Genomic DNA, 19,757 nt, shown 5'->3' on the forward strand with positions numbered 1-19,757 from the left:
GCTATTATCATACTCGTAAATGGAGCATTAATAAATATCCTTCATGCGAGAATCGCAACCACGCTACTTCAGGCGTGGTTTTTTCGTCTGCCATTTTGTGAACCCACCACAAAGTTATGACAATATATAGGTGAACGATCCTTCAGAAAGGAGTGCCTACTTGGATATCGATGAGCTTACCAATCTAATCAACATACACGGCAAAGCGGTCTACGGGTTTTGCTACAGGCTTGCGGGAAACAAGGAAGATGCAGATGACCTCTATCAAGAAACCTTCCTGAAAGCAATCGAAGTCATCCATAAAATGGACGCGAACCAAAATCCCAAGAGCTTTCTCATCGCCATTGCCATCCGCTTGCGCAAAAACAATCGCCGCAAGTTCGCCTGGAGGCAGAGAATTGCTCCTACAGCGGAGCTCAACGAGGCTGTAGATCATGCTTCCGTGTCAGAAATTGAAGCGACTCCCGAGGATGCCGTGTTGTCCCATGAGCTTCGTGGCCTCATACAAGCTGCTGCGGAAAGGCTGGATGACAAGCTGAAAATTCCGCTCTACATGCACTATACCGCTGAAATGTCCATTGAAGAGATCGCACAGGCATTGCGAATTCCGCCGGGTACAGTCAAAAGCAGGCTTTTCAAGGCAAGAAGTAACATGAAAAAGCTGTTGGAGGTGGAGTCCACATGAATGATTCCGACAAGTGGGAACGAATGCTCAGACAAGCTCTTGCTTCTCCAGGCGAACCGGAAGAGAAACTGAACCAAAGCATACTCAATCGGGTAGAGGAGAGGAATTCGATGAATCATGTGTATAGAAAAAGGCTATCCACAGGAGTGATGGTTGCCATCCTGACACTTGTCATGTCTGTAACGGCGATTGCGGCTACGCAGTTCTTCAGTTCCGATCAGGTAGCTGTGCAGCTGGGAGAGAAGATTTTGGCGAAGGCGTTTGAAAGCAGCGACGCGATTGAAGTCAACAAGTCCGTCGATTCCGGGGATTACAAATTTACTTTGCACGGGATCGTCTCAGGAGCGGGACTGAAAGAACTTAACGAGTCCAACTCAACGAACGAGATCCATCCGGAAAGAACCTATGCGGTCGTGTCCATCGCCAGACAAGATGGCCGCCCGATGCCGAAAACGAGCGATCCGGAATACGGAGAAGAATCATTCTTCATCTCACCTCTCATAAAAGGCCTGAAACCGTGGCAGGTAAATATTGCTTCGATGAGAGGCGGCTACAGCGAGGTTGTGCTGAACGGCATTCAGTACAGACTGATCGAATGCGACTACGTGGAAATGTTTGCCGATAGAGGGGTGTATCTCGCTGTCAGCAGCGGCAGCCCCTTCTACAACAGTGAAGCGTTCGCTTACAATGAAAGTACAGGCGAAGTAACCGCCAAATCCGATTATGATGGTGTATCGCTGCTGATGGATCTGCCTTTGGACAAAGCCAAGGCCGATCCTGCCAAGGCAGAGGCTTACTTAAAAGAACTGTTGAAAGAACCGGAATCCGGCACCAAGACTGATCCGGCTGAAACGGAACTGGCAAATCGGATCGAGGAACTGAAGAAAAGACTTGCGGATGGCAAGGTCATACCAGAATCCGTCAAGGAAGTAACCTATGACAAAGAGGGCAGGATCAACTATGAGTATGACGGCTGGAGTGTAAAGCTCTCACCTGAAATGTTGTTCGCAGAGGGCCAAACCGGTTTCTCGGACTCGGTACAATTCAGCGAGGCCGATGGTCATTATCTGGGGCTCCAATTCCACAAGGATGAGAAAGGTGTCATTACCGGCATGGTGATTGACCTGAAATAAGAGGAAACCCGGCAAGAGCGAAGCTGCTTTTGCCGGATTTTTTTATGAAAAAACCGGGAGCGAAGAGATCGCGTCCCGGTTTTATCTCAATGAGCAGCCCCCGCCTCATCCACATGCCCCACATGGGATCGATTGGCCATTACGAAAAGTACGGATAGGAGAACAAATCCTGCACCAACGATAAACGGAACATGGGGATTGTATATCTCGGCCAGTTTACCCGCCATGAATGGTGCCACCGCACCTCCCAGGAACCGGAGGAAACTGTAGGTTGCAGACGCAGTAGCCCGCTCTACAGGAGCTGCGTTCATGACGGCCGTCGTAATCAAGGTGTTGTTATTTCCTAACAAGGCACCCGCAAAAATGACGGCTGCAATGACAACCCATTGCGTCGATGTCCAAATCCCGATGGCGAGCAGATCCAGCGCAAACAAGAACAGCATGATGCACATGGATGTAACGGTTCCGAACTTTTGCTGGAACTTGGGCGCCGTGAATACGGAGGTAATCGCCAGCAGTACACCCCAACCCAGAAAGACATAGCCCAAGCCATGCTCATCCAAGCCCATGACGAACGGAGCATACGCCAGCAGGGTGAAGAATCCAAAATTGTACAGACAAGCTGTAATGCCAAAGACGAGCAGGGAACGGTGTTTCATAGCTCGGAATGGATCGAGCAGCGATGTTTTGGCCTTCGCAGCATGCGACGTTTGCTTGTTAGGCATCATAACGAACAGGCCAACAAACGCGACCGCCATCAGGACAGCTACTCCCAAAAACGGTCCTCTCCATGAAATGGCACCCAGCTCTCCACCAAGGAGGGGACCCACCGAAATCCCAAGGCCGATTGCTGCTTCGTATAAAATAATGGCCTGCGCAGTACCCGATGATGATAAGGATACAATAGCAGTCAAAGCGGTTGCCACAAATAAGGCATTCCCGAAACCCCAGCCACCGCGTAACCCGATCAGCTCCCAAATTCCATTGGATAATCCGCCAAGAGCGGAAAAAACGGCTATAATGACAATACCGGCGAGCAAGGTCCGCTTGATTCCCAGTCTGGACGAAACCGTACCGGTAATCAGCATCGCCACCGCCATAACGGCATTGTAGCTGGTGAACAGCAGGGTGACTTCACTCTGAGAGGCGTGAAGCTGTTTGGCAATTGCGGGCAAAATCGGGTCTACAAGCCCAATTCCCATAAACGCGATGATACAGGCAAAAAATACAGCCCAAACCGAGCGAGGCTGCTGTAAAAGACTCTGCCCCTCTCGAGGTGAATGCAAGTGATTTTGAGAAGACATGAAGTTTGACACCTTTCTGAGTAAAATGTAATCTAAAAATATAATTGCATTATACAACTATTTTTTTGAATGTCAAATTGATTTCGGGGGATAAAGATGGACGAAAAAGCATTGGAAATCATAGAACTAGAATTAGCAGTATTGGTCCGACATATTACTTCCATTACAACGGAAAAATCGATTGGTAAACTGGAACGATCTGCTTATCTCTTTCTTCACCACATAGCGACCCATGATGCAGTAGGAGTCAAAGCGTTGGCAGAGGAATTTGGCCTGGATGTATCCACGGCAAGCAGACAAATGGCCGCCTTGGAGAAAAAAGGATATGTGCTGCGCATGTCCGATCCATTGGACGGGAGGGCGAGTTCCTTTGAGATAACCGATTTAGGCAAACAGGAATTGGCTGATACGAAAGAGGCGAGATTGGAGAGAGTCACGAAAAAATTGCGCAACTGGTCTTCTGAGGAGCGCCAGCAGTTCGCGCAATTACTGCAGAAATTCAACAGCAAATAGACTGAAGCAAATGAGTGTCTTCCTGGGCATCCGCACAGTCATCTGGTTATGAACCCACATATGGTACCTCATATAGTCAAAAGGTATCCAGCATATAACCGATGAATAGGGGATGCTTCCTTTGTACAGACCAATTCGAGGGCAAGTGTATCAAAACGATGCCTCTCCTCTTACTTTGCTTGATTGGATGCAAGGGGATGTGACGGGGGACGGCGTGGCGGACAACATCTATTTGTACGGCGATACATCGGCAGGAACCGGAAACTTCGCGGATCATATCACGCTGGTGATCCAAGATGGAGTCTCCCAACGCTCTACAAGAGTAGAGTTTCCCAACGATGCAGGCTATAACGCGAGGCTGTTCCTTGGGGATTTTTCAAAGGATCACGTACCAGACATCTTGGTCAGTATCGATTCGGGAGGCAGCGGCGGATACGGATTCTTTTACATGTATTCCTTCAAAAATCATGTGCTCCGCGAGATGTTCGACGTTGATAAATACAATCAAGCATACCAATTCCAGGTGAATTACGAGGACTACTACAACGTTAGTGTCGGGAGTCGTCGGTTGAACGTGTTCTTCACGATTGATATCAGCCAGAAAGGACGGGACTATTTATCGCAGTATTACTACGATAATGGCAAGCTGAAACAACCTGCGACAGGAGAAGTGCTTGCTCTAGGAGCGCTGTATCCCATCGTGACAAATGAAAACAGGATGGGATACGATCTCTTGGCTCTTCAGCGGATTATTGGAACGATCAATGCTGATACGCTCGGCTATGTCGAAAACCTGATGACGTGGAATGGCGATCAATTTCAATCCGTCCGATTGTCCGTATCCATACCAGGTGCGTCATTTCCCTCAGCCAGATGAACAGAGAAACGCAGCCGATAAGGGCTGCGTTTTTTATGCCAGCCTGACCCCAAAACCTTCACCTTTTCCAGCCATTTGGCGCGTTTTGCCTCTGTGGATGTGTTGACCGGACTGATCTCGGTGATTCGCACAGGCTTGATTCCGCAAAAATGCAGGATGTTCCGCTTCATGACTTGATGTCCGGCTTGTCTGTATATCCATCTGTTGTACCAGGCTGGCGTATCCATCGTGACGATCAGATGGGCGGTTTTCCCGGTTAAAAGCTTATCCCACAACGAAGAATTTTCACGATATTGATACGCGAAGCCGGGCAAGAAGACGCGATCGAAAAATCCCTTCAGGACAGCGGGCATCGTCCCCCACCAGGTCGGGTAGACAAAGACAAGGTGATCAGCCCAACGGATGAATTCCTGCGCTTCTATCAGATCATCCTCAAGCTCTGTTCTTTTCCGGTACCCGTATTTTAAATTTGGCTCAAACGAGATCTGGCTCAAGTCAATCGTTCGAACATTTGCGGATCCCATCGCTGCTCCTTCCATATAAGCGCGAGCCAAGGACGAGCAAAAGCTCTCCGGGTCAGGATGGCCGTTGATAACGAGAATTTTCAAATTTGTATCCTCCTTTTAGAATGCTTGGATCGTTCAGATCCCTTTGCATTGATCTGTGATATGATGGGAATCGAGATATTTTCAGCATACCTTGATAATTGCGACAGATGTATGCGCCAACACGTAAAAATCATGCTGAATGGCGCATAAGGAGAAGGAGGCTTGGGCGGTGAGCAGTGTCCAGGAATTTGCTATTTCCATGGTGTACCCGATCATGAAAACGATCGTTCAAAAAGGGTATGATTTTGAGCATTTTTGCCGCCAGGTTTCCTTTGACAGCAACCTGCTGCAGGATGTGGAGGCTCGCATTGAGGAGCAGGAACTTGTCCGTCTGATGCAAGAGGCCGCGACCTACACGAAGGATGATCACTTCGGCTTGCATCAGGGGCAGCTAACGGACGTAGCGGACATGGGCATCCTGGGTTATGTGATGATGCATTCCGAAAAGATCGTCGATGCATTGACAGCCTATCAGCGGTATAACGTGATCTTATGCAGCGGCTATCAGGTGAAATGGGAGGAGCGGGGCAACGATGTCTACCTTCATTTTTTGAAACAGACCCCGACGCAAATGTCCCGTCATTGCTTGGAAGATATGGTCAGCTCCTTGTATCATTTGATCGTTCGCATGAGCAATCGCGCAATTCCTGTAAAAGAACTGCAATTCGCCCATGCCGCTCCCGCTGATACCAGGCCGTATTTGTCCCTGTTTGGGGTAGAGCCCCGCTTTGGCGGCACAGATACCTGGTTGCGGCTTAGCAGAGATGTGCTGCAATATCCGATCTTGTATGCAGATCCCAGGATGCGCAGAGCTTTTGAACCCGTTGCTGAGGAGATCAGGGAAAAGCTGATCCGGGGAAGGGAATTTTCAGACAGGGTCTTTCAATGGATGCTGTCATGCATGCCGGTGTTTTTTCCTACCCTGCAGCAGACGGCTGATTCCTTTTATATGAGTACGAGATCGCTTCAAGCCAGGCTGAAGGAAGAGAACACGTCTTACAATGAACTGTCTGCCAATGCTCGCAAGGAAATAGCATTGGGGTATTTGAACAAAAAGGAATATCCCATTACCGAGATTGCCTACCTGCTTCATTTTTCCGATCCAAGCGCCTTTCAAAATGCTTTCAAAAAGTGGACGGGACTAACACCAGGGCAATACAGGGCCAATGCGATGCAGAGGGCCTGAATCAAGAAAACTGCTCAGGCTTTTCATTGCCTGAGCAGTTTCCCATTCCAGCTGCTACCTCATCTATTTACTCCACCAACGGCTTGATCTTGGGGAACACCTTCAATGCGGTCTTGTAAAACACATCCTCGTGATGCTCCACCGGGATCAGCTCTTTCACGAACTCGATGTACGGCTTCACCGGAGCCAAGGGCCAATCCGTTCCAAACAAAAATTTGTCGTAATGATCACAATAGGTGATGGCGTGGCGCAGATGGGCGAAAAAGAGCGGTGAGTCCTTCAGCCGCTGGCAATTGGCCGCATCGCCTACCATCAAGCCGGATAGATCGGCAAACATATTGCGGTTTTTATAGACCACTTCCGCACCATCCAGCACCCACGGGTCGCCAAAATGGGCCATCATGAAGGTAACGTCCCGATGCTTCACGGCTACCTCGTCCAGTGTGAGCGGATGGGAGTATTTCAACAGCCCTCGCTCCGAATACGTATCACCGGTGTGGAAGACTACCGGCACCTGGTATTTTGCGGCCAGCTTATAGACCGGATCATAGACGCTGTCATAGGCGTAGAAGGGATAGTAGCCCAGGTAGATTTTTAATCCGACCGCATTGGGCTTTTGCAGGTCTTCTTCGAGTCTTGCCATCGCCGCTTCATCCAGCTTGAACGGATTGATTCCCAGGCAGTAGACGAGCTGTGGGGGAAGCTCGTCGGTCAAGTCGAGTCCCATCGGAGTGACAGCCTCCGCGTCGGGAAAGCCGTCCTGCTGCGTCTCCGTCAACCCCATGCCGATGCCGAGCACCACCCCGTTTTCGGCATATTCCTGCAGGATGCCTGCGACCGAGTAATCGACAAACGACTTTTCTGCTGCTGTCCGTTTAAACTCCTCGATATGTGACAAATGCATGTGCGCATCAATGATCTTCAATCTGCACCCTCCTTCGATGGATTGGTGAATCGAATCGCCCGCAAGGCAGACAAGGAATCAGAAGGAATCAACTTGTCCGCGAACAGGAAAAAGACGGGCGGGGTAAAGGAGATGCCTTTGTCTGCAAGATTCAGATTGCGCACGATCGAGGCGACAGCCACTTCCTTGTTGGAGTAGGTATGCATCTGAGCTGAATCCAGGTCCGTCACGATCTGCATCCGGTCTTTTCGAGAAGCCGAACCAATCAGATAATCGGAGGTTTCGCTAATGCTCAACTCTCCCTGCGCCAGTTGGTAAGTCAACTCCTCGCCGTTCGCTCCGGTGGTTTTCAACCAGACGTTCTCGCCCGACTCCCCTGTATGCAAAAAGATGTCAGTCGTCCAGCCCTTGTCAGCAAAATACGTTCCGGTATTTTGCACGATCTCTACCGTATGGCAAAGGACTGGCACTCCGGGCAGCAGCAGGTAATACTGATGGCATGTCAACCCGCGATATTTTTCCTGTTTTTTCACATCGTAGCTCAGCTTGATTCCCCGCCATGTATTTTGCCTGTTATCGGTCAGCTCGACGAAGGAGGCTGTTCGCTCTTCTTTGACCAGTGAAAACCCGCTCAGTTCTTCAATATGGTTGCTGATTCCCCCTGTCCACGGATTCCACCATGATTGGGGCCTCCGCTCAGGAAAGGAGCTGGCTAGCCATTCCTGTCCATCGCTGGCAAGGGAGTAGAGCGTAGGGAAAAAGTCCGGCGCTGCTTTGATGCGCAACGGTCCATTGTCGGCAAGGTAGACCGTTTGTCCCTCTTCCTCGGTTACTTCCAGCGTCATTTTGTCTTGTCCAACTGGAAAAACGGTGCTGCGCAAGGAGGTTTCATGTGTAGCAAAATGCCCCTCTACCTGTACGATTTCATACGGAATTCTTGGGGCAGCAAAGGAGAAGCTGGATTCCGTCGCCTCCTCGTCCTCGGTATAGCGCTGAGTGTGTTCAGCAAGAGATTCACTCGACAGGCGAGCTGTCAATTCTCCCTCCAGATACTGCTGCTTGTACTCCTTGACGAGCACGCCAAATTCTTCGCCCGCGACAAACGGGTTGTGTTCATTGGCTGCAAGCTCCAGATGGGCGGTCAAGGACAATTCTGCAGGAAGTGCTTCTTGTCGGGCGAACGCACGGAACTCCTTCCAGTCGGTAAAGCCTCCATGTGCAAGGTAGACAGGACCGAACGATTTTTTCTCTTGCGGCTGCAGAATGCCGAGGTTGTCTTCCAGCGTGATGTACCAGCCTTGGAAATCGAGGCGGTACTCCTCAGGCCAGCACATTCCCCAAGGCGCGGGTTCGTCCCTCGAAAACAGCCAGTTTTCCGTGATGGATTCGCCATCCCAATAATCGGTATCGCTCCCGTAGGAGGATGGTGTCTCGACATAGCGGCCTTGATAGGGCAGAATGGGGCGTTGAAGCTGATGCGAAATGCCCTGATTCAGCCAAAGCTCCGGCGATGTCCGCTCTGCTGAAAGATTTTCCAGCTCTACGTTGTATACGACCGTACCGTCTCCATACAGCAGTGTTTTTCCAATCAGCGCGATTTGAGGATAAGCGCCGGAGTGATAGGTGGCGCGAATGCCAATGGCTCCCTTTTCCTGGATGAATTCTACTCGTTCGGCACGCTTTTTGGAAAACTCGCTGGAATACGGTCTGCCGATCTTGGGGTAGTTGAAATAGGTCGGCTCCTGGCAGGAATCGCTGGCAACGGTAATCTCGTTATCGTCCTTGTTCAAATAGAGGGAGTGACGTCCATGGTGAATCTCCCAGGCTTGTTCCGTTTCCCCCGACAGCATGGCTCCTAATCCCGTAAAGGCGGCACCGATTTTTTTGACAAAAGAGACAGAGGTGCCATTTTGCAGCTTTGCCTCCACACGAAGATCCGTCTCGTAGAAGCCATGTTCATAGAGCTCAGCCACTAGAGGGTAGGAGATGCGTTCTTTGCCGAGCAATCGGAGTGTGCGGGGCTGCTCTTTGATGTGGAGAAAGGAACGTGAGGGCAAATCGAATGAAAATGCTGCTTCTTCGGTGAAGTTGTTCTCCACATCCAGATAAAAACGCACCTGCTGTCCCGGGTAGGTCAGGCCAGGTACATGCAAGGAAAGGGAAGCGGGGAACTTGGGAAGAATCCCCACCTGAAACAGCGCGCTTTTTCCATTAATGAGAATCTGTGTGCTGACACGGGGATGGGTGCGCCAGACGCTCTGCTCTTCGCTGATCTCACCGACGAAAAAACTGGCTGACAGCGTCGTTTCCCCCGTAACCTCCAGCTCCTGCTGATAGTCAAAGCGGATTGTTTCGTTGGATTCCCCTTTCAAAGAGAGGTGCAACGGCTTGCCTGATTTGTTGACAATCCGGTAGTGTATCTGGTATTCCCGGCCGAACACCAGGTCCAGCTTCTCTACCTCGGCAGACAACAGGTAATTCTCCGTCTCGATGAGGCTCATGCCTCGGCCTCTGCGCTCAAACTCCACGCGCAGGCTCCTATCTCCTTTTTCCCACGAGTAGGTGAAGTAATCAAATCCGTTTTCCTTGCGTCCGTCCGGTTCCACCACAATCTCCCGCGTCGAGTCCCGATACCAGTCAAGCTCCTCAAAATAGGAAGCGATCGCTTCCGTACGCAAAACCGTGGGAATCATGTTCATCAGATGGGTGGAATCGTCCCGGTCTTCCCAGAAAAAGCCGAATTTCTTATAGAGCGGTACAGCCTTCGTGTTCCCGGCCCAGGTGTAGAGGTCAAGCCGCGGCCAGCCAAGCTGAACCGTTTGCTCCAGCACGCGCCCGAGCAGCATGCGTCCCACCTTTTTGCCGTGGTATTCTGGCCGTACATTCAGGAGCGGGATGTATAAGGCCCCGGTGTCCTCCCTGTACTCTGCCAGGCTGCAATAGCCAACCACTGCTTCGCCGTCCATCGCCAGATAGACAGCGAGGGCATCGGAGCTTGCTTCTTCCTGTCGGATCTGTTCGGCTGTCGTAATCGAATTGCCGCCTCCCCAGCTATCCCGGCTGGCATTCCACATATCGGCTACTGCGGCGGCGAGTTCGGGACGGTAGGGGACAATAGAGATGCTTTCCATCTTTTCTTGCACCTCGATTCAATGTAAAATTTTGTATCCTACTAGAGAGAATACGATTGAGAGATAGCTTTTGTTTCGGGTTTATCCCGTTTTTATTGACTTGCTTGGTAAATAACGGTATTCTCTAAGCAAGGGATGTTAGTGTGTACTAACTAACGTACTGGTTTGTAGAAGGGAAGGCGAGGATGTGGACAATAAAAACAAATTGATGCTGGCAGCAATCGATTTAATGGCGGAAAAAGGCTACAAAGGTGTATCCACAAAGGAGATCGCAGCAGCGGCAGGCGTCAGTGAGATGACCTTATTCCGCAATTTTGGGAGCAAGCAGAATTTGCTGGAAAAAGCTGTTGACCACTATCATTATTCGATAGAAATGACCAATGTGTTTCAAGAGAAAATCATCTGGGATTTACGTACGGATTTACTGATGATAAGCCACATGTATTTTGAAATCATGGAGCGTAATCGAAAATTGTTCCTCATCGTGTTGAAGGATGATGAATTGTTTGAGATCCGCGAAAAAGCACAGAAGCATCCCCGAATCCTTTTGGAGCTGCTTACGAATTATTTTACGGAGATGCAGAAAATGAAAAAAATGGTTGCAACCGATGCGGAGACGCAGGCGATCACTTTCATGTGGATGAATTACGGTGCGTTCATGTCGCAGTTGTTTGGTGCATCATCAATTACAAAAATACCCATGCATGATTTTATCAAGTCGAGTGTTGAATTATTCGTTAGGGCTTTAACCCCATCTTTTTTTGAATGATCAGGTAGTGAGTGCTAACAAACGTCTAGGGGCGAGGTGTGTAGGATGAACAAAAAACAGCATTTTGAATCAGGCAAGATCGTTGGCAAGACAGCCGCGGCGGGCTTCCAAGCCGGTGTTCGCAGGACGCTTCCGATTACTCCTGAACGGGCGTGGGCATTTCTTACGTCGAACGAAGGGGTGAAATTATGGATCGGAAGCGTACCGTCCCTTGCCATTTCGGAGGGGGAAACCTTTACATGCGTGGAGGGAATCACGGGGGAATTCAGGGTAGTAAAACCGTACCGCCAACTTCGCTTGAGGTGGGGAAAGAAGGAATGGGAGAAACCTTCCACGCTGCAAATCCGCCTGTTATCCGACAAGCCGGACCGAACCACGATCAGCTTTCATCAGGAGAATCTGGACAACCAGGATACACGGGAACAAATGAAGCAGCATTGGGAGACGGTATTGAATACGATGCGGCAAAAAACAAGTGATGCTGGCAATGAAAAAGAGGAGGGAAGATGACATATGAATAAGTTCAGCCATATTGATCTTCGCGTACATGACTTGCAGCGTGTAATGCCTTTTTATGAAAAGATTCTGTCCGAATTGGGATTTACCCAAACGTTTCACAGCGCCAATTGGAGAGTGTTCGCCGCAGAAGGAAAACTGCCTGACGTGCCTTATTTTGCAATCACGGAAGACAAGGAGCATCAACCGAATTCCAATTTGATCGGCTTTTGGGCGAAGGATCAAGCTGAAGTGGATCAGATTGCGAAGCTGGTCCAGGAATGCGGCGGAACCAATAACGACGGTCCCCGGTTATTTCCGATAAGTCCGACCTATTATGCGGTTTATTTTGAAGATCCTTGCGGGAATAAGTATGAGATGGTGCATCGATTGAATTAGACGGCCGAATCGTTTGGCCGTTTTTTATTTTTCCAACAAAATCCTTTACTATCGAAAAGATACTTAGTATAATTTCGGTATAAAAACCTGGGGGTGTGCTATGTATAAGTCCGGAGTTACTGTTTGGTACAACGTTTCAAAGTTGGATGCTACAATTGCGTTCTACACGGAGAAGCTTGGTTTCGAGACGATTTTTCACGATGTCGGGTCCGGCATGGCGATGGTTAGTACGAATACCCCGGATTGTGTGATCGGGTTTTCCGAAGCCGAAACGGTTGTCCCTTCCACATCCTCGACTGTCTTTGAAGTAATCAACATCGAGGAAGCCATGCAGCATTTGCAGCAGCAAGGCGTCTCGTTTGTCGGTGGAGTCGAAACGATCCCTGACATGGTGAAATTGGCAACATTCACTGATCCAGACGGGCATAACCTGATGCTTGCGGAGACACTGGCCCCGCTTTGATTGCAGAGGATCGCGTCCTGCGGTTATCCCAGGAAATATCCGGTCAGTGGACCGTGCCTGTGCTGCTCGCACTGGAATCCTGCGGCGGCCGCTTTACGCCGCTTCAGAAGAATCTTGGCATCACACCGGCTCGTCTGAGTGATAACTTGAAACGGATGGTCGAAGCAGGCTTGATCCAGCACCTGTCTCCTTTCGAGCGCCGCCATCCTTTGCTTCCGGAATATGTGCTGACGGAGAAAGGCAGATTGTATCGCGAGGCGGCCAAAGTGGTTCAAGCAGCGGAAGAGGAGATCGGATTTGGCCGTTTGTCCGCGAAAGCCTGGAATATTCCGATCCTGCTCGCACTCGATTTTGAGTACGAACGGTTTCAAGAGATTCGCCTTGCTCTGCAACAGGTGACGCCGCGCATGCTGTCCACAAGATTGGACGAGCTGAACGGCAACGGATTGGTCCATAAGCTCGTAACGGAACAGCCGCGGCCTTCTTTTTTGTACCACCTCGATCGATCAGTGAAAAAACCAGTTCATCAAATGGCAGCGGATCTAGGTTCTTTGGTGTAGGCTGCCAACCTGACATAAATACGGCATTCAAATTCGTTGGGGGGTTGAATGCCCTCAGCCAACATTTTTCGAGAGAGGTTGACATTGGGGAGGGAATTCACTATCCTATCTCTAAGAATCTGAAATCAAATATGCGACATACGTTGAAAGAGACCAGTAGCCGCTTCGTCCCTGTTCTAGAAAGCCGGGGGTTGATGGAACCCGGTACACACGCAAGCTGGCGAATTACACTCTGGAGTATCTCGGGTAATGCTGAGCGGAATGGCGAACGATACCTCGCTTAAGAGCGGCATCATGGCGTGCAATTGCACAACGGCCATTGGTGCAATCTGGGTGGTAACGCGGTTATGCAATCGTCCCTATGTCTAAGACAAGGGGCGATTTTTTATTTTTTTCAACGCGCAATCATGATTCTACTAGCACAACTTTTGAATTGAGGGAGTGGTTTGGCAATGAACATTATCGACGAATTGGAGTGGCGCGACGCCATTAACCAACAGACAGACGCAGAAGGCCTTCGCGAATTGACGGAGCAGAAATCGATTTCGGTATACTGTGGGGTGGACCCAACCGGTGACAGCATGCATATTGGTCACCTGATTCCATTCATGGTGCTCAAGCGCTTCCAGCTTGCCGGACATCGGCCCGTCATTCTGATCGGAGGAGCAACGGGGACCATTGGCGATCCGAGCGGCCGTCAAACCGAGCGTTCCTTGCAAACGCTGGAACAAGTCCAGGCGAACGTGGATGCGCTGACCGCACAAATGAAAAAGCTGTTCGTGACGGAAGGCGACAACCAAATCCGCTTGGTCAACAATTACGATTGGACCCATAAAATCAATGTTATTGAATTTTTACGTGATTACGGCAAGAACTTCAGCATTAATGCGATGCTTGCCAAGGATGTTGTCGCAAGCAGGCTGGAGAGCGGCATTTCCTTTACCGAGTTCTCGTATCAAATCCTGCAGTCCCTGGATTACCTGCATCTGTACCGAAATGAAGACGTACAACTGCAGATCGGCGGCTCCGACCAATGGGGCAATATTACAAGCGGCCTCGATCTGATCCGCAAAAAAGAAGGACCGGAGGCAAAAGCGTTCGGGCTGACCATTCCGCTGATGCTCAAAGCGGACGGGACGAAATTCGGGAAAACGGCTGGAGGAGCGATCTGGCTCGATCCGAACAAAACAACGCCGTTCGAATTCTATCAATTCTGGGCGAACACCGACGACCGCGATGTGGTGAAATACCTGAAATACTTCACGTTCCTGAGCAAAGAGGAAATTGACGAGCTGGCGCAAAAAGTGGAGACAGAGCCGCATAAACGCGAAGCGCAGAAAAAGCTGGCTGAGGAAATGACCCGATTCGTTCACGGCGAGGAGATGCTGGAGCAGGCGCAACGGATTACGGCTGCTTTGTTCAGCGGCGACATCAAGTCGCTGACTGCCGACGAGATCGAACAAGGCTTTAAAGACATGCCGACATTCGAGGCTTCCAAGGAATCCAAAAATATCGTCGACTGGCTGGTAGAGGTCGGAATCGAGCCATCCAAGCGACAAGCGCGCGAGGATCTGACCAAAGGCGCGATCTATGTGAATGGAGAGCGCATCAGCGACCTGGAGCTGGAAGTGACTGCAGATTTGGCTATTGGCGGACGGTTTATCATCATCCGCAAAGGAAAGAAAAACTACAGCTTGGTGAAAATTTCCTAACATAAGAAAAGCTCCCCTTCAACCATGAGGGGGAGCTTTTCATTTATTTTACCCCTGTTGCCCATTGCCTTCTGTGCTGATTTGCCACTTGATCCCGAACTTGTCCTCCAAGCGGCCAAACAGGCTGCCCCAGAATTGCTTTTCCAGCGGCATGATCACGTTGCCGCCTTTTGCAAGCCTGGTGAATGCCTGCCTGGCTTCTTCCTCCGTTTTGAATTCGAGGTTCAGATCATACCCGCTGCTGTGTCCCGCAGGCTCGTGCATGGTGTCTGCGATATAGAAATCCACTCCTGCCGCAGTAAAAACCATGTGAATGATTTTGTCCTTCATGGCTTCAGCGGTACCGGGGGCTTGACCATATGTCATGTAGTGGCCGATTTCCCCTCCCAATGCATCCACATAGAATTGTGCCTGTGCTTTTGCGTCCTGCGAATAAAAATACGGGGTCAGCTTTGCCAATCTCATCACTTCTTTCTGCTAAAGGTTTATCATCTGGCACTCCTATTAAGATTCCCCAAAAAATGCTCGGGCACCTGTCCAGGACTTTTCGAATACACTTAAAAGGTTGACGCCTTCCTTGGTTTCCAGTAAGCTACGAGTTATTTACAACTACGAAGACGCAGCGAACTGCGAATCCATATATGCGAATAGGGTGATTGGTTTGAAAATCAAGAAAAAATACGAACATGTGCTGTTTACTTTTTTTATGGCTTTGGGGATGTCTTGTTTCATTTCTTTCGTCATGATGCTCATCAACTTCGGTTTCAGTTCCCTCCTTCTAGCGAAATGGCTGACAGCGTGGCCGATTGCCTTTGCGCTGGCCTTTCCTTCCGCCTATTTTTTGCCGCGAGGAATCAGAAAATTGATGAAAAAAATCACGTTTGTGGAAAGCGAATAATCACCGCGGAAACGGCAGAAATGTCGTTTTTTTATTTAGACAATTTTCGACATAATTCTTTATAATAGAAAATGCAGGAAAAATTACATTTCTAGAGGAGGTAAACATGAAGCAAGGAAAGCACTTGAGGCTCATCGTTGCGTTTGTGCTGCTTTTCACCACCATGCTGGCGAGTACCGCCGCTGCCCAAACGTATACGGTAAAGAAAGGCGACAACCTGTGGCGGATCTCCAGAAACCACGGAACAACCGTCGCTGAAATGCAAAAGCTGAATAAGCTGCCAGATGTAAACTTTTTGAGAATCGGCCAAAAGCTGCAATTGCCTGAGGGTGCAGCAGCGGTTGCATCCGCGAAGCCTGTGCAGGCAGCCCAACCCGTTCAACCAGCAAAACCGGCTCCAGCAGCTGCAGCCAAGCCAGCTGAGAAACCGGTGCCAGCACCTGTACCTGCTGCTACTCCAGCGCCGCCTGCTGAAAAGCCGGAAGCTGCAAGCACAACGATCACCATCCTCGGAACCTCGGATGTTCACGGAAATCTCTGGGGCTATACATATGAGGACAGCAAAGAGACAGCCAACAACGGCTTGGCGAGAATTTCCACCTATGTCAAAGAAGTGAAGGAAACCTCTCCCCATGTGCTGCTCATCGATAACGGCGATACCTATCAAGGGAATATTTTGACGGATGACATTTACAGAAAAAAACCGGAAGTGACTCATCCTGTATCGGTTGCGATGAATGCGATGAACTACAATGCCATGGTATTGGGCAATCATGAATTTAATTTTGGACTTGATTTGATTGATCGCATTCAAAAGGAACTGAAATTCCCTGTTCTGAGCGCAAATACGACTACGAAGCAAGGCGATCAGTTCGTCAAGCCTTATACAATCGTCAATGTGGATGGTATCAAAGTGGGCATCATCGGCGTTACCACTCCGAACATTCCGCGCTGGGATGGCGAGAAGGTAGACAGCCTCTCTTTCCAACACATGGGCGAAACCGTTAAGAAATATGCAAAAGAGCTGAGAGAGGTAGAAAAAGTCGATGTCCTCATCGCCAGCGCTCACTCAGGCTTGATTGCGGAATTTGATGAAGATGGCGGGTCGGATGCGGCTTCCAAAATCGTAGAGATGGTTCCCGATCTGGATGCTCTTCTCGTCGGTCATATGCATATTATCGTGAACGAGAAAATCGGCCAAACCGTTGTCGGCGGTCCGCGCAACCTCGGCCGCGATGTGGTTCGCTTCGATCTTGAAGTAAAAAAAGAAGCGGGTCAAGCGAAGGTAGTGGATCGCAAGGTAGAAGTGGTAGACATGGCGAGCTACGAGCCAGACCAAGCCATTCGCGATCTGATCAAGGACGCGCATGAAGCGACGATTCAATTCATCGCAGGCGGCGGTGGCGCTGGCGAAGCAGGTGCTTCCGGCGGTCTCTTCGGAATCGCGACAGCCGACTTCCAGCCTGTCAACGAAATCAACGGCATTCCGGAAGGCAAGCTGCGGGATACGGCTGTCGTAGATTTGATCAACAAAGTTCAGTTGAAAGCGACTGGCGCAGATGTTTCTGCAGCGGCTCTCTTTAAAGACACCTCCGATCTGAAGCAAGGCAATATTACCTATGCAAACATCTTTGACATCTACAAATTCGATAACACGCTCTATACCGTCAAGGTCACTGGAGCAGAGCTGAAGAACTACATGGAATGGTCCGCCAAGCACTATAATCAGTGGAAAGAAGGAGACATTTCGATCAGCTTCGATCCGGAAGTGCCGGGATACCTGTATGACATGTTTGCCGGCGTGGATTACAAAATCGATTTGTCCAAGCCAGCCGGAGAGCGAATTGTAGACGTGATGTATAAAGGCAAGCCATTGTCTGATACCGAGGAGCTCACTCTGGCAGTCAATAACTACCGCTACAGCAGTGCGTTGAAGGCTTTCAAAATGGTGAGCGCGAACCGCGATTGGGAATCTCCGCGCAGCATTCGCGATTATCTGGTAGAATATATCCAGGAGCAAAAAGAGATTTCTCCTGAAGTAGACAACAACTGGGAAATTATCGGCATCAATCTCGAGAGCCCGTACCGTGATGAAGTGATCAAAATGGTCAACGAAGGCAAGCTCGAGGTACCATATGAAAAATCGCTGAATGTCAACGAGCTGCTTGAAGCAGGTGTGATTCAAGCGAAATAACAGAACGATTGGCATGGACATCCCGTTTTCACAGACATAAGTGAGGGCGGGATGTTTTCTTGCCCGCAACAGAAAGGAGTCATTATGGACAAGATGAAGGTTTATCTCTTGATTGGTGCTGTACTGATAATCATCGTATTGGCAATTGCCATCAAACAGTGGATTCAGGGCAGTCCATCACCATCTTCCATTGCTCCTCACTCCATCGTGACGAATTTTAAAGGCAATCCGCAGACGAGCCGTGCTTTTACCTGGCATACAAAGAGCCACGATGCCGCTACTGTACTCCAGCTTGCTCCAGGGTCCGGGGTTGCGAGCTTTGACGGGAAAGACGCCCTGACTTTTTACGGGACGACTTCGCAGATCAGAGCAAAGGATGGCGTCCTGCGTGGGGTTCACAAGGTGGAGGCGACCGATCTGGCAGCAGGCACTCGCTACACCTATCGGGTGGGCAACGGAGAGAAGGACGGCTGGAGCCAACCAGCAGAATTCGAGACCGAGGCAATGGGAACGAAGGAGTTTACCTTCATCAATGTCACCGATTCGCAAGGCATCACCGATGATGATTTCAAGCTTTGGGGACAAACGCTTGGCAGGGCATTTGAGACCTTCCCGGATGCGAAGTTTATCATCCATAACGGCGATTTGACAGAAGATCCAGAGGACGAAAGCGCCTGGTATTCCTTCTTTCGTCATGCCGAGCCGTGGTTGCGCAGCTCCGCCCTCATGCCTGTTACCGGCAACCACGATGAAATAGACGGCAAGGCAGAACCGTTTCTTTCCCATTTCAACCTGCCCGAGAATGGGGAAAAAAGCGCAAATCCCGGAACGAGCTATTCGTTCGATTACGGACCGGTTCACTTTGTTTTCCTCAACACTGAGTCAAAAGTGAAAAAGCAAGCGGAATGGCTGAGAGCGGATTTGGCTGCTACGAATCAGCCATGGATCATTGTCGCCTTGCATCAAGGGCCATACGGAGGCAAGCAGAAAAAATCCATCGTGGAGCATTGGGTCCCGCTTTTCGATGAATTTGGCGTCGACCTCGTGCTGCAAGGACATAATCATGAATATTCCCGTTCGTATCCATTGAAAGGCAATCAAATTACAGAAGAGGGCACAGGGACGGTATACGTCGTTACGAATGCATCTGGCAGGAAATTGAATAAGAAAAAAGACGATCAGTTCTATCATCGCGTTCATCTGCAAAACGGCAAGCCCATGTTTGCCGGCATTCGGATCCAAGAAAATGCATTAGCGTATGAAGCATATGACATCGACGGGGAGCGTATTGATGGTTTTGTTCTTCGGAAATAACGCGGTCTGAAAAAGGGAGAGGGATTGACCGAACCTTCTATATAATGGAAAATGGAGCGAGATCAACGGCAAGATTGGAGGCGTTCCCATGTCCAAACCTCATAACCTCTGGCTCTTCTTATGCATCTCGTTCCTTCTCACGGCATGCTCGATGCAGACCTGGTCGCATAAATACGAAGGCAATTCCACCAACTGGCAGATCGTCCTGGATGTCGTGCCGGATAAAGACGTGGGGGCCATCTTTATCGGGAAGCTGGACCAGCGATCCACGCATCAGATCCAGCATGTGAATTATGAGATCGAGTTAAAAAACGGGAGCCGTGGAGGCAACCTGAAAAACCCCGAATTCGACCATGGTCCGATCAAGATTTTTGAGGATATCCCCCATTCGGATACTTATCAGCAAGAGTTCAAGGACGGCTTGTACGATGCTGATATCCAGCAATTCTTCACAAGCAATCCCGTGTTGACGATTACCTGGACGGATGATCAAGGGAAGAGTCATAAGGAAGTCATCGAGCTGATCCTCGTCGAATCCAAATAATCAGCTTGCAAAAAAAGCACTGCCTTCATGTATGAAAGGTTGTGCTTTTTTCAATATTTTCAACGATT

At 49.7% G+C, this 19,757-nt stretch carries 19 protein-coding genes, 1 pseudogene and 1 other annotated feature; of the genes and pseudogenes, 15 read left to right on the forward strand and 5 right to left on the reverse strand.

Annotated features, from left to right (window positions below; all coding sequences use genetic code 11):
- Positions 1–160 precede the first annotated feature (160 nt).
- Both EDM58_RS24015 and EDM58_RS24020 read left to right on the forward strand, forming a co-directional pair.
- The gene (locus EDM58_RS24015) at positions 161–685 is read left to right on the forward strand and encodes an RNA polymerase sigma factor (protein WP_122915574.1); all 525 of its coding nucleotides are present in this window, start codon (positions 161–163) and stop codon (positions 683–685) included.
- Complete coding sequence (locus EDM58_RS24020; protein WP_122915575.1) at positions 682–1,818, forward strand: hypothetical protein; 1,137 nt, start codon at positions 682–684, stop codon at positions 1,816–1,818. The genes EDM58_RS24015 and EDM58_RS24020 overlap by 4 nt, the downstream gene beginning before the upstream one ends.
- Before the next feature lie 86 nt (positions 1,819–1,904).
- Here EDM58_RS24020 and EDM58_RS24025 read toward each other — a convergent pair whose 3' ends face one another.
- Positions 1,905–3,122: an MFS transporter gene (locus EDM58_RS24025; RefSeq protein WP_122915576.1), complete on the reverse strand. Its 1,218-nt coding sequence runs from the start codon at positions 3,120–3,122 to the stop codon at positions 1,905–1,907.
- 96 nt (positions 3,123–3,218) lie between these two features.
- Here EDM58_RS24025 and EDM58_RS24030 point away from each other — a divergent pair, with 96 nt between their 5' ends.
- Positions 3,219–3,635 (forward strand): MarR family winged helix-turn-helix transcriptional regulator, encoded by a 417-nt coding sequence (locus EDM58_RS24030; protein WP_023555768.1) that lies wholly within the window; start codon positions 3,219–3,221, stop codon positions 3,633–3,635.
- Positions 3,636–3,747: 112 nt separating this feature from the next.
- Entirely contained in the window at positions 3,748–4,512 is a 765-nt protein-coding gene (locus EDM58_RS24035; protein ID WP_425455637.1) for a VCBS repeat-containing protein, read from the forward strand.
- 47 nt (positions 4,513–4,559) lie between these two features.
- Here EDM58_RS24035 and EDM58_RS24040 read toward each other — a convergent pair.
- A pseudogene (locus EDM58_RS24040) lies at positions 4,560–5,120 on the reverse strand (NAD(P)H-dependent oxidoreductase); the annotation flags it as partial.
- A gap of 199 nt (positions 5,121–5,319) precedes the next feature.
- On the opposite strand from EDM58_RS24040, the gene EDM58_RS24045 reads away from it, so the two are divergent.
- Complete coding sequence (locus EDM58_RS24045) at positions 5,320–6,306, forward strand: AraC family transcriptional regulator (protein ID WP_122915617.1); 987 nt, start codon at positions 5,320–5,322, stop codon at positions 6,304–6,306.
- A gap of 67 nt (positions 6,307–6,373) precedes the next feature.
- Here the strand turns inward: EDM58_RS24045 and EDM58_RS24050 are convergent, their stop codons facing one another.
- Positions 6,374–7,231: an amidohydrolase family protein gene (locus EDM58_RS24050; RefSeq protein WP_023555765.1), complete on the reverse strand. Its 858-nt coding sequence runs from the start codon at positions 7,229–7,231 to the stop codon at positions 6,374–6,376.
- Positions 7,228–10,341, reverse strand: a complete 3,114-nt coding sequence (locus tag EDM58_RS24055) for a GNAT family N-acetyltransferase (RefSeq protein WP_122915579.1) — start codon at positions 10,339–10,341, stop codon at positions 7,228–7,230. Before EDM58_RS24055 ends, EDM58_RS24050 begins: the two co-directional genes overlap by 4 nt.
- Before the next feature lie 208 nt (positions 10,342–10,549).
- Here EDM58_RS24055 and EDM58_RS24060 point away from each other — a divergent pair, with 208 nt between their 5' ends.
- From EDM58_RS24060 to tyrS, 6 genes are all read left to right on the forward strand, one after another.
- Positions 10,550–11,110, forward strand: a complete 561-nt coding sequence (locus EDM58_RS24060; protein WP_122915618.1) for a TetR/AcrR family transcriptional regulator — start codon at positions 10,550–10,552, stop codon at positions 11,108–11,110.
- A gap of 45 nt (positions 11,111–11,155) precedes the next feature.
- Positions 11,156–11,620: an SRPBCC family protein gene (locus EDM58_RS24065; RefSeq protein WP_122915580.1), complete on the forward strand. Its 465-nt coding sequence runs from the start codon at positions 11,156–11,158 to the stop codon at positions 11,618–11,620.
- A gap of 3 nt (positions 11,621–11,623) precedes the next feature.
- The gene (locus EDM58_RS24070; protein ID WP_122915581.1) at positions 11,624–12,004 is read left to right on the forward strand and encodes a VOC family protein; all 381 of its coding nucleotides are present in this window, start codon (positions 11,624–11,626) and stop codon (positions 12,002–12,004) included.
- Positions 12,005–12,104: 100 nt separating this feature from the next.
- Positions 12,105–12,467: a VOC family protein gene (locus tag EDM58_RS24075; protein ID WP_122915582.1), complete on the forward strand. Its 363-nt coding sequence runs from the start codon at positions 12,105–12,107 to the stop codon at positions 12,465–12,467.
- Positions 12,464–13,027 carry a winged helix-turn-helix transcriptional regulator gene (locus EDM58_RS24080; RefSeq protein ID WP_122915583.1) on the forward strand — a complete coding sequence of 188 codons (564 nt, stop codon included), beginning with the start codon at positions 12,464–12,466 and terminating at the stop codon, positions 13,025–13,027. Before EDM58_RS24075 ends, EDM58_RS24080 begins: the two co-directional genes overlap by 4 nt.
- 134 nt (positions 13,028–13,161) lie before the next feature.
- Positions 13,162–13,391 (forward strand) — a binding site (T-box leader).
- An 88-nt stretch (positions 13,392–13,479) separates the two neighbouring features.
- Positions 13,480–14,739: a tyrosine--tRNA ligase gene (gene tyrS, locus EDM58_RS24085; protein WP_023555759.1), complete on the forward strand. Its 1,260-nt coding sequence runs from the start codon at positions 13,480–13,482 to the stop codon at positions 14,737–14,739.
- A gap of 48 nt (positions 14,740–14,787) precedes the next feature.
- On the opposite strand, the gene EDM58_RS24090 is transcribed toward tyrS, so the two are convergent.
- Positions 14,788–15,198: a VOC family protein gene (locus EDM58_RS24090; protein ID WP_122915619.1), complete on the reverse strand. Its 411-nt coding sequence runs from the start codon at positions 15,196–15,198 to the stop codon at positions 14,788–14,790.
- A 193-nt stretch (positions 15,199–15,391) separates the two neighbouring features.
- Between EDM58_RS24090 and EDM58_RS24095 the strand changes: the two genes are divergently transcribed.
- The 4 genes from EDM58_RS24095 to EDM58_RS24110 all read left to right on the forward strand — a co-directional run bounded on the left by EDM58_RS24095 (position 15,392) and on the right by EDM58_RS24110 (position 19,689).
- Positions 15,392–15,637 (forward strand): DUF2798 domain-containing protein, encoded by a 246-nt coding sequence (locus tag EDM58_RS24095; RefSeq protein ID WP_246001033.1) that lies wholly within the window; start codon positions 15,392–15,394, stop codon positions 15,635–15,637.
- 106 nt (positions 15,638–15,743) lie between these two features.
- The gene (locus EDM58_RS24100; RefSeq protein ID WP_122915585.1) at positions 15,744–17,831 is read left to right on the forward strand and encodes a 5'-nucleotidase C-terminal domain-containing protein; all 2,088 of its coding nucleotides are present in this window, start codon (positions 15,744–15,746) and stop codon (positions 17,829–17,831) included.
- Between the two features lie 84 nt (positions 17,832–17,915).
- Complete coding sequence (locus EDM58_RS24105) at positions 17,916–19,145, forward strand: purple acid phosphatase family protein (protein WP_122915586.1); 1,230 nt, start codon at positions 17,916–17,918, stop codon at positions 19,143–19,145.
- A gap of 88 nt (positions 19,146–19,233) precedes the next feature.
- The gene (locus tag EDM58_RS24110; protein WP_122915587.1) at positions 19,234–19,689 is read left to right on the forward strand and encodes a hypothetical protein; all 456 of its coding nucleotides are present in this window, start codon (positions 19,234–19,236) and stop codon (positions 19,687–19,689) included.
- Positions 19,690–19,757 lie beyond the last annotated feature (68 nt).

The sequence above is a fragment of the Brevibacillus panacihumi genome, from assembly GCF_003710985.1.
Taxonomy (GTDB): Bacteria; Bacillota; Bacilli; order Brevibacillales; family Brevibacillaceae; genus Brevibacillus; species Brevibacillus panacihumi.

What these genes read in the sequence shown, in the direction of transcription:
- EDM58_RS24020 (WP_122915575.1), top strand. Translation starts at nt 682, where the DNA reads ATGAATGATTCCGACAAGTGGGAACGAATGCTCAGACAAGCTCTTGCT.
- EDM58_RS24025 (WP_122915576.1), bottom strand. Translation starts at nt 3,122, where the DNA reads ATGTCTTCTCAAAATCACTTGCATTCACCTCGAGAGGGGCAGAGTCTT.
- EDM58_RS24030 (WP_023555768.1), top strand. Translation starts at nt 3,219, where the DNA reads ATGGACGAAAAAGCATTGGAAATCATAGAACTAGAATTAGCAGTATTG.
- EDM58_RS24035 (WP_425455637.1), top strand. Translation starts at nt 3,748, where the DNA reads ATGCTTCCTTTGTACAGACCAATTCGAGGGCAAGTGTATCAAAACGAT.
- EDM58_RS24045 (WP_122915617.1), top strand. Translation starts at nt 5,320, where the DNA reads ATGGTGTACCCGATCATGAAAACGATCGTTCAAAAAGGGTATGATTTT.
- EDM58_RS24055 (WP_122915579.1), bottom strand. Translation starts at nt 10,341, where the DNA reads ATGGAAAGCATCTCTATTGTCCCCTACCGTCCCGAACTCGCCGCCGCA.
- EDM58_RS24060 (WP_122915618.1), top strand. Translation starts at nt 10,550, where the DNA reads ATGCTGGCAGCAATCGATTTAATGGCGGAAAAAGGCTACAAAGGTGTA.
- EDM58_RS24065 (WP_122915580.1), top strand. Translation starts at nt 11,156, where the DNA reads ATGAACAAAAAACAGCATTTTGAATCAGGCAAGATCGTTGGCAAGACA.
- EDM58_RS24070 (WP_122915581.1), top strand. Translation starts at nt 11,624, where the DNA reads ATGAATAAGTTCAGCCATATTGATCTTCGCGTACATGACTTGCAGCGT.
- EDM58_RS24075 (WP_122915582.1), top strand. Translation starts at nt 12,105, where the DNA reads ATGTATAAGTCCGGAGTTACTGTTTGGTACAACGTTTCAAAGTTGGAT.
- tyrS (WP_023555759.1), top strand. Translation starts at nt 13,480, where the DNA reads ATGAACATTATCGACGAATTGGAGTGGCGCGACGCCATTAACCAACAG.
- EDM58_RS24100 (WP_122915585.1), top strand. Translation starts at nt 15,744, where the DNA reads ATGAAGCAAGGAAAGCACTTGAGGCTCATCGTTGCGTTTGTGCTGCTT.
- EDM58_RS24105 (WP_122915586.1), top strand. Translation starts at nt 17,916, where the DNA reads ATGGACAAGATGAAGGTTTATCTCTTGATTGGTGCTGTACTGATAATC.
- EDM58_RS24110 (WP_122915587.1), top strand. Translation starts at nt 19,234, where the DNA reads ATGTCCAAACCTCATAACCTCTGGCTCTTCTTATGCATCTCGTTCCTT.